This window comes from Perlabentimonas gracilis (genome assembly GCF_011174675.1).
GTDB classification, from domain to species: Bacteria; Bacteroidota; Bacteroidia; order Bacteroidales; family Tenuifilaceae; genus Perlabentimonas; species Perlabentimonas gracilis.
Window position 1 is genome coordinate 1 of the sequence record NZ_JAANIG010000010.1, and the last position, 15205, is coordinate 15205.

The 15205-nt window shown below is 44.7% G+C and carries 11 protein-coding genes and 1 riboswitch; of the genes, 5 read left to right on the forward strand and 6 right to left on the reverse strand.

The features are described 5' to 3' along the window. Nucleotides 1-436: 436 nt before the first annotated feature. Complete coding sequence (locus G8O23_RS06150; protein WP_166362859.1) at nt 437-1084, reverse strand: anaerobic ribonucleoside-triphosphate reductase activating protein; 648 nt, start codon at nt 1082-1084, stop codon at nt 437-439. Between the two features lie 2 nt (nt 1085-1086). Further along, entirely contained in the window at nt 1087-3267 is a 2181-nt protein-coding gene (locus G8O23_RS06155; protein WP_166362861.1) for a ribonucleoside triphosphate reductase, read from the reverse strand. A gap of 99 nt (nt 3268-3366) precedes the next feature. Continuing rightward, nucleotides 3367-3567, reverse strand: a riboswitch (cobalamin riboswitch). 160 nt (nt 3568-3727) lie between these two features. On the opposite strand from G8O23_RS06155, the gene G8O23_RS06160 reads away from it, so the two are divergent. From G8O23_RS06160 to G8O23_RS06175, 4 genes are all read left to right on the forward strand, one after another. Further along, nucleotides 3728-4138, forward strand: coding sequence for a Fur family transcriptional regulator (locus tag G8O23_RS06160; RefSeq protein WP_166362863.1), 411 nt, complete (start codon nt 3728-3730; stop codon nt 4136-4138). A 416-nt stretch (nt 4139-4554) separates the two neighbouring features. Further along, nucleotides 4555-6951, forward strand: a complete 2397-nt coding sequence (locus G8O23_RS06165; protein ID WP_166362865.1) for a TonB-dependent receptor — start codon at nt 4555-4557, stop codon at nt 6949-6951. A 26-nt stretch (nt 6952-6977) separates the two neighbouring features. Then, on the forward strand, nt 6978-7826 hold the full coding sequence (locus G8O23_RS06170) for a DUF4625 domain-containing protein (RefSeq protein ID WP_166362866.1): 849 nt from the start codon (nt 6978-6980) through the stop codon (nt 7824-7826). A gap of 63 nt (nt 7827-7889) precedes the next feature. Then, nucleotides 7890-8381, forward strand: a complete 492-nt coding sequence (locus G8O23_RS06175) for a DUF4625 domain-containing protein (RefSeq protein ID WP_166362868.1) — start codon at nt 7890-7892, stop codon at nt 8379-8381. Nucleotides 8382-9053: 672 nt separating this feature from the next. On the opposite strand, the gene G8O23_RS06180 is transcribed toward G8O23_RS06175, so the two are convergent. From G8O23_RS06180 to G8O23_RS06195, 4 genes are all read right to left on the reverse strand, one after another. Beyond that, nucleotides 9054-9905, reverse strand: coding sequence for a dimethyl sulfoxide reductase anchor subunit family protein (locus tag G8O23_RS06180; protein WP_166362870.1), 852 nt, complete (start codon nt 9903-9905; stop codon nt 9054-9056). Next, nucleotides 9898-10521, reverse strand: a complete 624-nt coding sequence (locus tag G8O23_RS06185; RefSeq protein ID WP_166362872.1) for a DMSO/selenate family reductase complex B subunit — start codon at nt 10519-10521, stop codon at nt 9898-9900. Before G8O23_RS06185 ends, G8O23_RS06180 begins: the two co-directional genes overlap by 8 nt. Nucleotides 10522-10566: 45 nt before the next feature. Further along, complete coding sequence (locus tag G8O23_RS06190) at nt 10567-12936, reverse strand: DMSO/selenate family reductase complex A subunit (RefSeq protein ID WP_166362875.1); 2370 nt, start codon at nt 12934-12936, stop codon at nt 10567-10569. A 102-nt stretch (nt 12937-13038) separates the two neighbouring features. Then, on the reverse strand, nt 13039-14559 hold the full coding sequence (locus G8O23_RS06195) for a hypothetical protein (RefSeq protein ID WP_166362877.1): 1521 nt from the start codon (nt 14557-14559) through the stop codon (nt 13039-13041). A gap of 136 nt (nt 14560-14695) precedes the next feature. Here G8O23_RS06195 and G8O23_RS06200 point away from each other — a divergent pair, with 136 nt between their 5' ends. Next, nucleotides 14696-15202: a hypothetical protein gene (locus G8O23_RS06200; protein WP_166362879.1), complete on the forward strand. Its 507-nt coding sequence runs from the start codon at nt 14696-14698 to the stop codon at nt 15200-15202. Nucleotides 15203-15205 lie beyond the last annotated feature (3 nt).

Consider the following 15205-nt stretch of genomic DNA (forward strand, 5'->3'; position numbering starts at 1 on the left):
TTTGTGCAGTAATCAACGTTGATTTCACGAGAGAGCCGGCTTAATTCAATGTCGGGTATTTCTTTGAGGATAGCTTTGAGGCTTATTTTATGATTATATAACGACATCGCTTTTTTTTGACAAAGGTAACCTTAAAACAAAGACTCATAATATTGTCTACCAAATAGTTATAAACACCTGCATCGCTTTTTTGTTAATAAAGCACCTATTCTTTAATTTCAACTACAATCCTGACCTTATATTTCTCAATTTCAATCTGTTAATCTTCCGAACATGACTGGGCAACGCCCCAGTATACAGGTGCAAGGGTTTTAGCAGAAACGCTCGAATTTCCTTGCGCTCGACAGAGCAAATATGTTGTTCAATTATTAGGGAATCAGATGTTTATGCCTTATTCAGCATGACCTAAAATACACATTTGCAGGGCTGTTCAATGTTAACATCTGTCGGGTTCTCTTGAGCAATTGCAAATATCCCCCAGCGTACCCACATCCCGAAACTCTTGCAAACAGTAGTTCTCCTCTCCAAACATTTTTTCTAACTCAGCAATTACACTTTGGTTATGGTGATTAGGTAGTACCGTTGTGCGTAGCTGGTAGTGGATTTTGCTGTGTCTTAGAATATCCAACGATTCTTTAACGCTAGCGATTAGGTTAGGTTCTGATGTGTTAGTAATTACGGCGTACATACTGGCATCAAGCAACGTTTTTATATCCATAGCAACAGTGTCAACCAGTTTGCTTTCAATCAGTTCATGCAGAAGATTTGGGTTGGAGCCATTGGTGTCCAGCTTTATACTGTAGCCCAATTTTTTCGCTTCATTTAAAAAGTGTTTTAGCCCTTTTTGAATGGTGGGCTCACCACCAGTTACAACCAAGCCATCGAGCCAGGAGGCTCTATCCGTTAGGTAGCGAAGAACCTCGCTTGGGTCAATGTTGGGTGTTTGGTTATAGAGAGCCGGCAACACCAGCGAAGGGTTGTGGCAGTAACCACATCGGAAGTTGCATCCCTTTGTGAATACCACCGCAACCATCTTGCTCGGCCAGTCAATCAGGCTCTGCTTTTGCAATGAGGCAATGCGCATAGCTAGGCCTCAACTTTTACTGCGCTTGGCTGGAGCGTATTTGTGGCTATGCCATTTTCAATATTAGCATATTCCTTCTCGGTGTCGAAATGTTTCCTGTCCTTATACTCCTGCTGTTTGCCGTTGTTCCATTGCTTCACTGGGCGCATATAGCCTACAATTCTGCTGTAAACCTCGCAGCTGCTCTTGCATTTGGGACAGGTGTAATGCTCGCCGTGGATGTAGCCATGCTCTGGGCAAATGCTGAATGTGGGCGAAATGGTGATGTAGGGCAAGCGGAAGTTGTTGGTAATTTTTCGCACTAGGTTCTTGGCCGATTCGGCGGGCATATTGGCATCGCCGGTGAAGAGGTGCATTACGGTTCCGCCAGTATATAGGGTTTGCAGGTCATCTTGTAGGGATAGCACCTCAAAGATATCATCGGAGAACCCAACTGGCAGGTGTGTGGAGTTGGTGTAGTAGGGTGCCGCTCCCTCCGTATATGCCTTATGGTTTGCGGTAATGATATGCGGATGCTGCATCGTGTCGATCCTTGCAAATCGGTAGGCCGTGCTCTCGGCGGGGGTGGCCTCAAGGTTGTAAATGTTTCCGGTTTCGTCTTGGAAGTCGGTAAGCACATCGCGCATGAACAGCATAATACGCTGGGCAAAGGCCTTCCCATCGGGGTGGGCAATATCAACACCAAGGTGATTCAGGCAGCACTCGTTCATTCCATTTATGCCAATGGTGGAGAAGTGATTCTTCCAGTAGCACTTATGCCTCTGGTAAACGTGCCTCAGGTAGTACTTTGAATATGGGTATAGCCCATTGTCGGTGTAGTGCTCAATGGTTTTTCGTTTAATCTCAAGGCTGTCCTTTGCAAGCATCATCAGGCTTTTTAGCCGTTGTAGCAGGTTTTCCTCTGAGGTTGCCTCGTAGCCCAGCTTGGGCAGGTTTATGGTAACAACGCCCACCGAGCCGGTTAGTGGGTTGGAGGCGAAAAGTCCACCTCCTCTCTTGTTTAGCTCACGCTTGTCGAGCCTTAGGCGGCAACACATGCTGCGCACATCGTCGGGCTTCATGTCGGAGTTTACGAAGTTGGAGAAGTACGGTATGCCATACTTAGCAGTCATCTCCCAAATACCCTCATAGTCGGGGTTCTCCCAATCGAACTCAGGGGTGATATTGTAGGTGGGTATGGGGAACGAAAAGAGACTCCCATTGGCATCGCCCTTTATCATCACCTCTGCAAATGCTCGGTTTAGTATGGTCACCTCGGGTTGGAATTCGGCATAGGTTGCCTCTTTCACCTCGCCTGCCCACACAATGGGCTCGTTTTTCAGGAATTCAGGCACAATCAAATCCATAGTGATGTTGGTGAATGGCGTTTGAAAGCCCACCCGTGTGGGGATGTTGATGTTGAAAAGGAACTCCTGCAGGCATTGCTTCACCTGCTCGTACGTGAGGCCATCGTAGCGGATGTAGGGGGCAAGAAATGTGTCGAAGTTGGAGAAGGCTTGTGCCCCAGCAGCCTCGCCTTGCATGGTGTAGAAAAAGTTAACGATCTGTCCTAAGGCGGTGCGGAATCGCCGAGCGGGCTTGCTCTCGGTTTTTCCCAGCACCCCCTTAAAGCCAGATAGGAGCAAGTCTTTCAGATCCCATCCAACGCAGTAAACGCTCAGAAAGCCCAAGTCGTGGATATGTATGTATCCTCTCTTGTGGGCATTGGAAACGGAATCGGGGTATAGCTTGTTGAGCCAATACTGCGATGTGATAACAGTAGAAATGTGCTGGTTCAGCCCTTGCAGCGAGTAGGCGGAGTTGGCGCTCTCTTTTACCCGCCAGTCGTTCATTGAGAGGTAGTCGTCCATCGTTTCAATATTGCCGAGCATCTCCTTGGCGCTGCGCGATTGTTCCCGCTGCTTTCGGTAGAGTAGGTAGGCCTTCACCAGCTCAAAGTTCTCATTTTCAAAGAGGGTTTTCTCCACCATGTCTTGCACTTGCTCCACATTAGGATTCTCCTTAAAGGTTTCGTTGGCCAGCTTTTTAACTACAAGCTCGCACAGCTCACTTGCCCTCTTGCGGTTGGGTGTGCCAACGGCACGCATGGCCTTGAAGATAGCATGCTCAATTTTTTGTGGGTTGAAGCTAACCAACTCGCCGTTACGTTTGGTAATGTTTTGGAAACGAAGTTCACCATTCATTTTGTGTAGATTTAAGAAGTTAATAAATGGTAACTCGCGGGGGATTCAAAAGAAAACCTATGGGGGTAGATATTCTTCTCGCCTTTCGCCCGAAAGCTACGAATTGTTTGTGAATTGGCAGGTCTTCTGACTTACCCCAGCCCTTGGCCACCTTCCCATCCGCCAGCTGGCGGTCAGTGGTATATATGCCAAGTGCATTTGCCTATTGTGTAGGCTTAGGGATTACAGCTACGGGGATAGTTCCTGATTCTCACAGGATTCCCTTTTAATCCGATTGGAGCCAATTGCAGTAACGAAAGTATCCTATTTTAGTGATGTTGGTGATTGATGTTGGGGATGTTTATGAAAAAGTTTTCAACAAAAGAACATTTGCTAGATTTTACTAAGACAAGCAGTCTGATATTATCCAAAAAAAACACAATATTTGCAACATTATTGCATTTGAATTGTTGTTGCATATATGAAGCCACAAGAAGTTCTATCGAGTCATAACCTTAAGCGCACGAGTTGCCGCGAGGGTATCATTGATGCCATTATTAATGCCGAAAAAGCCCTTTCTGAGGAGGAGATTAGAGAACAACTTGCCGGACACTACGATAGAACCACTTTCTACCGCTCCTTTAAAACGCTAGAGGAGAAGAAAATAATTCACAAAATAGTTGTGGATCATGCTATAGTTAAGTATGCACTTAACAACTCAATCACCAAAAAGGGAGAGCATGCGCACTTCTATTGCAGTGTATGTAATACCGTGCAATGTTTAGATAGTGTTCCCATAAAACAGCCTTTACTGCCTGATGGCTATCAATTATCGGAGACAGAGGTAATAATTAAAGGCATTTGCAGCTTTTGTACTAAAAAGCAGAATTAGGTTGAAAAAGTTTAGCCCACATATTGCCATTTTTCTTTTTGGGGTATTCATTTTCCCCTTAGCCTTTCAATTTGTGCATATTCAGCGGCACCATTCGCATTGGCATTCAATTTCGCATTGCTGCTCCCATGGCAAAAGTTGCAATGAGGCAAATCGCTACTTAACAACTTTATCGAATTACGATTCCGATAAGCATTGCCCTATCTGCGAATACCAATTTACCAAAACAGCAATTGCTGTTGATGCATATGAGTGTTCAAACAAGCTTCACATTATTTGTTCTTACCAAGCATCTTTTCATCTTGGTATTAGTGAGTGCCCAATATTAAGTGAATCTCCACGAGCACCTCCCTTCATAACGTAAGCATTTTTCTCTTCAATTCTTTTAAACATCATAAATTTCATTCTACACTCAAATGAGCAAGTTGCTTTTATTGCTTGCTTTTTTGATCGCACCTTACTTTCTAGCGTTTTCTCAAGGAGAGTATTCGCTTACAGGTAGGGTAGTCGACGATCAAAACAAGCCATTGCCAGGGTCATCTGTTGTTTTGTATCCCATTAAGAAAGGTACTACAACAGATTCCAAGGGATATTTTACCATCGCCAGTGTCAAGGGCGGAAATTATGCCCTAGAGATTTCGTTTATGGGATATTACCCGATTATCGATTCTGTATCAATTACCTCAAATTTAGTATACAACGCCAGGCTAAAAGCAATGCCAATAACATTGCAGGAGGTTATTGTGGTTGATCATTATGCAGAAAGGGTAAAAAGGGAGGAATCTCTTAATGTTGATATTGTTAATAGCCAGTTTATTAAGCAGTACCAATCGGGTAGTTTAATGAAAACGCTGGAGCGTATACCTGGTGTTAGCACAATTGATATTGGCGCAGGCCAGTCGAAACCTATTATTCGTGGATTAAGTTTTAACCGAGTAGTTGTAGTTGACAATGGGATAAAGCACGAGGGGCAGCAATGGGGTGCCGACCATGGTTTGGAAATCGACCAGTACGCTGTGAGCAGCGTTGAGGTGGTAAAGGGCCCTGCATCGCTTATGTATGGATCGGACGCAATTGGTGGGGCTATCGTTTTAAAATCGAATGGTTTACCTCAGAAGAATTCCCTCGCCGGAACGGTTGACCTATTGGGCAAAACCAACAACAATCTTTGGGGAACGTCGGTTAATGTGTTGGGCAGGAAGAATGGCTTTTGGGGTGGTTTCCGTGCAACGGTAATGGATTATGCCGATTACAAGGTGCCAACCGATAGCATCGATATTTACTCCTACAGAGCACCGCTTTATAAAAACCGACTGAGAAATACGGCGGGCAAGGAGAAGAATTTTCACCTTAATATAGGATTAATTCGTTCGCATTTTACAAGCCGACTTTACCTTAGCAACCTGAGTTCCCAAAGCGGTTTCTTTGCCAATGCGCACGGCTTGGAGCCTCGGAATGTGGATACCGTTTTGCACGATAAATCGAACAGGGATATTCTTTACCCTCGCCAAAAAGTTAATCACATTAAGGCAATTAGCAAAAGTCAATGGCAAGGTGAAACCCTCATGCTTGATATGGATTTGGGAGTTCAGCGAAATTACAGGGAGGAATGGAGCCAGTATGTAAATCACGGCTATATGCCACCCAACTTTCCCGATAACCAAACTTTCCCTGCCGATTTGGAGCGAGGGTTCGAAAAATACATCTACTCGGTAAACCTTAAAGCTACCCATTCGCAAGGCGAGAGAAGGGATTTATCACTTGGATTAAACTCGGAATATCAAGACAATAGGATTGATGGACGTGGTTTTATAATCCCTGCATTTACGCAGGCTGTATTGGGTGGATACATCTTTGCGAAGCAAAATATTTCGGCGAGTAGCATTGTAAACCTGGGCATCAGGTACGATTTTGGGCAAATTAAAACTCAACCATATTCCGATTGGTTTCAAAGTCCTAACGATGATGAAACAGAATGGCTCTATGTGCAACGAGCCACCAGGTTAGATCGGTCTTTTTCTGCTCTTTCGTGGTCGGTTGGGTACAACTTTAACCGAGAAATTTTTCTTTTGAAGGCGAATATCGGCAAGAGTTTTCGTATGCCCATTGCCAAGGAACTGGCTGCTAACGGGGTAAACTACCACCAGTTTAGCTACGAGGTGGGTGATGTTAATCTATCGCCCGAAGTATCCTATCAGCTCGATATGGGCGCAGAGCTTAACACTAACAGGTTTGCCATCAGCGTTAATCCCTTTGTAAACTACTTTGCAAACTATATCTACCTAAACCCTACGCACCTACACGATAGGCTGTATGGCAATGGGAATCAAATTTTCATCTACACCGAAGCCGAAGTGTTTAGGTTTGGAGGCGAAATGCACGCTCATCTATACCTTGCCAAAAAGTTAAAACTTGGTATAATAGGCGAGTACATTTACTCCGAGCAGCTATCGGGTTCAAAGAAGGGTTTTTCCTTGCCATTCTCCCCTGCACCATCTGGTCTAATAAGCCTTAAATACCAAAGTTTGAACTTAGGGTTTGTGCAAAATGCTTACCTGTATGCAGACCTGAGAATTACTGCTATTCAAAACCAAATTGTTCCACCCGAAGAGGTTACCGATGGTTATCAGGAGCTAAACCTTGGTCTCGGAGGAGAAGTGAGAAGGGTGAGATTATCACTGCAAATTAACAACGTATTTAACAGCAAGCATTTTAACCATTCGAGCTACTACAGGCTTATTAATGTTCCCGAGCCCGGAAGGAATGTTGCTGTGAATATATCTGTTCCGTTCAATATCGATATCACTAATTAAATTGATAAACCTAATTTTTTTATATTATGAGAACCAAGCATTTTTTAACAGCAATTATGCTTTTATTAGGTGTCACCTTTATGTCTTGCGAAAAGGACGAAGTGGCGAAACCCGAAATCCTAAACTTTGAGCTGGGCTATGAGAATAGCGGCATTGGCTATTTAGGCAGCGACCTGCACATTGAGGCAGAAATAATTGCCGAAGGCAAAATTGACAGAGTGATTATTGAAATACACCACGAGGGCGAGCACGGCAAGAAAACTTTATCGATTGTACTCGATGAACACGAGTGGGAGGTTGATACGACCTACACCAAATTCTATGGTCTTAAGAATACAAATTTCCACGAGCACATCGATATTCCCCTTTGGGCAGAGGCTGGCGAATACCACTTCCATATGAAGGTGGTTGATCTTGAGGGCAATCAGACTGAAAAGGAAGCTGAGCTGGAAATAATGGCTCCCGAAGACAGTGTCCCCCCAACCATTACCATAAACAGTGCACCTAGAGAAAACCAAAGTTATACCAATGGTGAAACAATATCCATTGCGGGATCTGTGGCCGACGATAAAGCGTTGGGCGGTATATACATTGGGTTGGCTAGGATTAGCCAAAATCTTACTGATGCCGAGGTGAATGCAACCAATACAATCACCCTGCTTCATACACACGATTTTGACAACCCCACATCGTATAGCTTCAATGCTAGCATTGTGGTTGGTGCTGCACAGGATAACAACAATACCCCCAAGCCCATTACGGGTGATATTGCCTGGCAAACGGCAGACTACTATATTGTTGTGAAGTGTAAGGACGCCTTTGGAGGAAACTGGACCTTCTCGCAACACTATCCTATTACTATTAGTTTAGAGTAACGTATTGTGGCTGTCTGATCTCCGGCTTGTGGGTTGGGCAGCCACTACATAAAATTTTAAAAAATGATGCGAAAAACCATTTTAATACTTACGGCAATATCCTTAATGGCAGTCTCTATTTCCTGTAACAGAGAGGAGGTAGACAAGGAGAAACCTCAGATTGATCTAACCATTTTGGGCGCATTCCCCATAAACTGCGACACGCTTTACTTTGGGGAAACATTTACGTTTAAAATGCTATTCACCGACAATATTGAGTTGGGTTCTTATAGCATCGATATTCACCATAATTTCGATCACCACTCGCATAGTACAGAGGTTTCCGAGTGCCAACTCGACCCTGTGAAAGCACCCATTAACCCATTCGTTTTTATTAACGACTACTCAATTCCTGATGGATTACAGGAGTATGAGACAAGCCTTGAAATAACCCTACCCGATGGTGATGCCAAGGGCCCATACGATGAGGGCGATTACCACTTTTTTATAAGTCTAACCGATAAATCAGGCTGGTCGACACAGAAGGGGTTGAGCATTAAAATAATAAGGGAGTAGATGTCTGCGCAATGTAATATTCATTAACGATCGTAAGCGATATCCCAGAGTATGCCAGATTGTTAGTTGTTGTTTTACTAGCACCATACTTATACAAATCAAATAATTATTTTGAATCCATCGTGTGCAGGATCACATACTTCATTGTTTTCAATTGTGAAATGATTTGGATGCTAGATGGTTCAGGATTGTTTATATAGCTTAGAAATAGGCGAGCATGGTTATTATTGCGAAAATCTTGCACATCAATCTGTTTCAGTCCCCAAAATTAACCCAGATTTAGAAAAACTAAATTTGTAAGCATTTATGATTGCAAATTTTTTAGTTTTTCTTTATCGATTTGTCATATTAACACCCATATAATCAATGCATAAACAGTGTCTTTTTCTAATGGCGGTCATTAGAAAAAGAATCGCTAATGACAACCGGAGCGAAGCGTAGCTCAGCGTTAGCTAAATTTGGGATCAACCTTTGATTTTGCGCTAATAGCTGTTCGTGTCTCTGTCAAAACCTGATGAGAGGCACTTCGGATGCTAAAGGGTCACAAATATTGTTTGTGTAAAGGATATTCGTTATAAAGTGTCTAAATGAATAGTAACCGAGGATTTGATTTTAGCGCGATTCTATTTAATATTGCTGTTCAGGAGTTTGTTAGGGAATGGAGCTGTTGTTCTACAAACCTATCCTAAAGTACGATGAGTAAAAGATAATCCGTGCCGCAAATTCTGCTATCACAAAAAATACAAACGCAAGCAGGTAAAGGCGAATGCCGGTATCGGAATCGCGTGGATTCGGGAAAACCCGTCGGATAAGCATACCTAGTCCAAGCAGCCAAGCCCATGATAGGGCATTCCAAATGGGATGATACATCCTTCCTGCAAAAGCTATGTTTTCGTTGGTTGTTGTGTCCCAGCCAACCAGTCCAGAAATAAATTTTACTGCAAGGATAGTTATTATAACAAACACGAAAACTCTTTCTACATTCTTATCTAAATTATCCTTGTGGCTATTATAGAACAAGACCGATGCAAACGAAGAGCCTAGTAGTATAGTGTTGACGTAAAAGGCTATCAGTGTACCTGGGGTGTTCCAAACTGGTATGGTCTCAATCATGTATAGCTTGGCCATGGTGAGCACCATAGTTAAGCCCAACAAACTTGAAATGGCTAGGAGAGGGATAAGAAAACTCCTTTTTCCTTTGCAGAATAGCCAGTACAATGTGGTTGCAAAAACCGATGCGGCGTAGGCCGAAACCATCAATATCTCGCGGCTAAGCCATGACGATTTCAGGTTGGTAAGCGCAAATACCGATGATAATGGCGCCGATAGATGCAGGAACGAGATGATTAGCGCAATGCCTATGGCTCCAGTGGCGACAAGTAGTCCAACTTTTAAAAAGGATGCTTGTGCATTATCATCACGCTTAGGTGTAATAATTGTGTATATCAGCAAAGCTGTTGTTAGCCCCGCCGAGAATTGCCCAATTAGCGTAAAAAATAGTAGCGACCATTCTGAGCTATGCATCTCGTACCTCCTCCTTATTTATGATTTTCCAGTTCATCTCTTTTTTTGCGGCTTCTTTTGCTTTTATCACCAGCGATGGCTTGGTAATATGTGCGCTTGGGAGCGGGTATATATTTTCCCAATCGTCAAACTCGCTTCTTAATTCACTTAGCTCGCCAACTTTTAGCACCCGCATAGGGCACGCAGCAACGCATGAAGGCTGTTTGCCTTCGGCTAGGTAGTCGATACATAGGTCGCATTTGGTCATCTTGCCAGTTTGCTTATTCAGATGGAGTGCTCCGTATGGGCAAGCCCACTGGCAATACTTACAGCCCATACATCGGTCGGCATCAATAAGCACAATGCCTTCCTCATTCTTATATATCGCCCCGTTGGGGCAATTCTTCATGCAGATTGGATCCTCGCAATGGTTGCACGACATGGATATGTTGTACGATTCGATGCCCGACTCCCAGTTGCTATCACCCTTTGCTTCCCAATGTCCACCAGCCACCTCGTAAACATTGCGCCAGCGCAATCCAACAGCATGATCCTGCTTATCCTTACAGGCTATTTGGCAGGTTTTGCAGCCCGAGCACTGCGACGAGTCGAAATAGAAAGCCCACTGTTTTGCCATGGTATTTTGTTGTAGTAACTATTGTTTTATAAAAAATCCCCCCTTCTAAATCTTCTCAACCTCCACCATAATGGTGTGCTGCGCATTGCCGTAGGCAAGGGGTGTCCAGCGGTGCGAGGTTAGCACGTTCACGTTCCCTCTTCGGTCAATCCCGTTCTTATCGGGTTTCCACCACGCCCCCTGCGGAATATCAATTACTCCGGGCATAATCTTGGGGGTGATGCGGCACGGCATGGCTATTTTGCCCCTGTCGTTATAAATCAATATCTCATCGCCATCGTTTATGCTACGTTTTTTTGCATCAATTGGGTTGATAAATACTCGCTGAGGGAAAGCCTCCTCAAGCCAGTCAACCCCATCGTGGGTAGAGTGCACACGTGCCATATAGTGATGCCCCACGGCTTGCAGCGGGAACCTTTTGGCCTCCTCGCCAAATGGGCTTTCCCACTCCTGTATGTACTTGGGTACGGCAGGTATCGTGTTGGGCTTGCCCATATCGAAAAGAGTTTTTGAGAAGAGTTCGATTTTTCCACTTGGCGTTCGCAACGGATTCTTCTCTGGATTTGCCCTAAACTCCCTGAATGCTATGGCTGGCTTATCCACCGCCTTGGTGTATCCACCCCAGTTGTCCTTTTCCATTTTATCCAGACTGGGGATATCTGGGAAACGGGTGTTTCTGTATCGCTCCACGGCCCACTCAATCCATTCCCGCTCGCTGCGGTTCTGGGTAAACTCTTCCCTTACCCCAAAGCGTTCTGCCAGTTCGGCGCATATTTGGTAATCGCTTTTGGTCTCGTGGGGCGGTTTGGCCAGCTGGGGCATTATAATTACCTCATCGCCGTACTTCCAACCATCTTGTAAACCCCAGGTTTCCATTTGCGTGCAAACGGGCAGCACCAAATCGGCATATTTGGCCGAGGGGGTCATGAACTGATCCTGCACCGCAATGAACTCCACTAGGCTTTCATCTTTCAAGATTTTGGCCGAGCGGTTGGTGTCGGCATGCTGATTTATAAGGATATTTGAGGCAACGCACCAGATAAGCTTTAGGTTATTATCCAGCTTCTCAACACCACGAACACCATCCTCCGAATCCATCTCCTTGCCACGCAGAATGGCCTCAGTCCAAAGGAAAACGGGTATGGTTGCCTTTACCGGATTTCTGCCCGTTGGAAAAACGTTCCAGAATGGGCCACCGTCATCGGCCTGCAGGGCTATGCCGCCTGCCCAGCCGCCGGGAATACCCACATTGCCAGTTATGGCAGGAAGGCAGCAACCCGCAATAACCACCTGCTCGCCGTATGCCCTGCGCTGGATACCATATCCTTGGTAAAGCACCGAGGGTTTGCTGGTGGCGTACTCGCGGGCAATGCGCCTTATTGTTTGGGCGGAAACGCTACAAATCTTTTCGGCCCACTCGGGCGTTTTGGGAATTCCATCGTGTGTTCCTAGGATGTAATCGGAGTAGCTCTCCTCGTCTTCGCAACCCTTGGGCATCTGGGTTTTGTCGAAACCTACGCAGCAGCGTTTTATGAAATCTTTATCGTGAAGATTTTCGGTGATAATGGTATAGGCCATGGCACTCATCATGGCCACATCGGTGCCGGGGCGAATGGGAATCCACTCATCGGCCAGCGCCACGGCGCTCATGCTCATGCGCGGGTCGATACACACAACCCTAGCACCCCTTTCGCGCGCCTTTTTGATGAAGAACTCGCTGTTGGTGCCATCGCGCATCTCGGCGGGGTTCCATCCCCACATAATTATGAACTTGCTATTAACCCAATCTTGTCGCTGGTTACCAGTTACCGATGTGCCATACACATATGGCGTGGCCTTCGATATGCAAGCCCAGCTGTAGCTGTTGTAAAAGCCTAACGATCCACCTAGTAGGTTGATGAGGCGGGCTGCGGTTTGCCTGCCGTTTATCTGATTGTAGCTGCCTGTTCCGTATGGGACAAGTATTGCGGAGTTGCCGTATTTTTCCTTAACCCGCTTAATCTCCGATGCCAGCAAGTCAAGTGCTTCATCCCATGATATTTTCTCGAATTCACCCGAACCACGCTCGCCAACCCTTTTTAGTGGGTACTTTAATCGGTCGGGATGATACTGCCTACGCCGGTATGAGCGACCACGAATACAGGCTCTTAGCTGCGGATCCTCAAGCGTATCGCCGGGGCGATCGTCGGTTTCAATGCGGGTCACAGTACCATCCTTAACGTGGAATTTTAGTATGCATCGGCCACCGCAGTTGTGCCCAGGGCATCCTGCCCTTATTATCATGGTATCGCCTTTGGTCTCAATAATCTCGGCGGAACCATCGGATAGGTTTCCCACGCAGCCCAGTAGCCCTCCCGACAGAAAAACGCCACCTCCCAGCAGAATGCTTAGCTTAATGAAATCGCGCCTATCCATTCCCGTTGAAACTTCATCAGGTTTATTCGGCTTAGATACTTTTTTCTTCTGTTTGCCCATGGGAATAAATAATGTTTGTGTTACTAAATTATCTCGAGAGTTTCAATACATTGTTTGAATGTTTACGATAGGGTTTAGTTTAATTAAAAAGTGTTTTCCTGTAAGCGTTTTTACAGAATCGACTTTTTGCTGATGAAAGCCGTCGAAAATTTCTGAATTGCCACTAATTGTTAGGCTCTCTCTCGAAATTGTTTTGGGTCTGTCGATGCAATCGGTGTAAACGGATTGTCCATTGTTTAGCGCTATATAAATGGCTTCAACCACATCCTCCATCTCCTTAGTTTGAGTAGCCGATATTGTATTGGTAGGGTAGTTCCCCTTGTAATAGCGTACCTGATTGTCGATGCTTGGTTTACTGAATACTACAAAAAGGGTTTGAGCTGCATCCGAATCCCCAACAGCGTTTGCAACCATTCCACTACCATCGATACTGTGCCTGCTCAGCGGGATTAATCCAAATGAAATGTTCCATACAAGCATAGCAATGGCTAGGAAACCAATAAATCGTATCTCGTTGGAAAGAACTCTTGAGAGTATAATCGCTCCTAGAAATGGGAGCATAACCATGAACTCAGCATTACCGTGCGATAGAATGGCGAAAATTAGTTGAAGTCCAAAGGCTAAGATTATAGCTGATGTAAATGGCGATAGAATCTCTCTGACTGAGGCCGATAACCCTTTAAAATTGTATAAACCAATGGATGTTAACAGCATAAATCCAAAGACACCCAAAATATACCACCGAGAGATATCCATAAGGTTGCCAAGGTAGCCATGAGCTTGAAGGAATGTTCTAATAAAACTTATGCCCGATAGGGCGACGTGCTTAAATCCTAAACCAATGGTTGCTGAGCCAGAGTAAAAATCTCTGAGCGCAAACTGTAGAAGTGACTCAAACGAGATACTAACATTATAGTAGAGTGCTAATACAAGAACATATGTAAGGGGAACCAGCAAGGCGGGTATTGCGTATTTCAATGCACCTAGGTAGTCACGCCTAATAAAAAGTGCCAAAGAGATTGCCAGCCACCAGAAGAAGTGAATTTGATGAACAAGGCATGCGAAGGCAGCAAAAAAACCTGCCCAAAGAATTGATGTTGAGTTTTTTTGTTTGCAATACAACAGAAAGAAATGGCTAGCAATAAGCGAAAAGATGATTGGGATAATATAGGTTTCGTTCTCGGTGGCAAACCGCATAACACCCCAAGAGCTGCCAGCAAAAAGCACCCATACTGTAGCTTTGCTATCGCCATATCCTAACCCTTTAAAAATCTTCCCCAGAATTAAAAGGGATAGCGCTGCGAATAAGGCGTTCATTGCTTTTAGTGCTCCCAGCGTATTGCTAATCCCAATAAGCTTCAGAAGGCTAACCCATAGGTAGCCGATAAGGTTGTATAGTAGGTGGTGAGAGAGGAATAGCGATTCGGCATCCCGAATGTAGTTGGCATATCCGTATCCATCGATGGTGCTTTGCCTGCTTGGCAGAAACAGATATATGAGGAATAGAATTAGTGCGCATAGGGCATGGCTCTTTTTTAATCCAAAAATCCATTTCTTATACATGGGCAAAAGTTTTCGAATGCTTCAAATATAGCCATTATTCTACTCTTTAGCCATAGTGAGCGGTTCGATAATTATCGCACTCAAAGCATTGGCGGTGAAATATTTTTTGTAACATTGCTTTTAAATCTGATGCGAGATGAAGAAGTATACCCTGATACTAATTTGTTTGGGTTTTGGCGCTTGTGCGGTTCTTAAAACCCCGGTTGCTGTGGATGTTAAGCCTATGGATGTGAATAGCTTCATGGCGAAGCCATTTGTTCACGGCGAGGCCATTGGGCAGTTTAAAGCCAATATGCCTGAGCGCACCAAGGTACAGAAGCTAATTAAACGAAGCCCTCGAGAGCACCAAGCGCCCGACACCATCTACAATTTCACCTATAAAAACTCAAAAATCAGCATATACAAAACTCGATTCAATCAGGAGTTTATGCTAGGGGGTATTGTGCGCGACTCAGAGATTGAGCTGGCCAATGGGATAAGAACAGGAATGCTTCGCGATGATTTTTACCGATCGTTCACCGATTTAAGCAAAACCCCACAGGATTCAGTTGTGCTCAAGTACCAGCAGATAGACCGTACTTTTAACTTTTACTTCGATAAGAAGGGCCGATTGGATAAGTTTACCTTTACTGGCAGTAAGTAACCA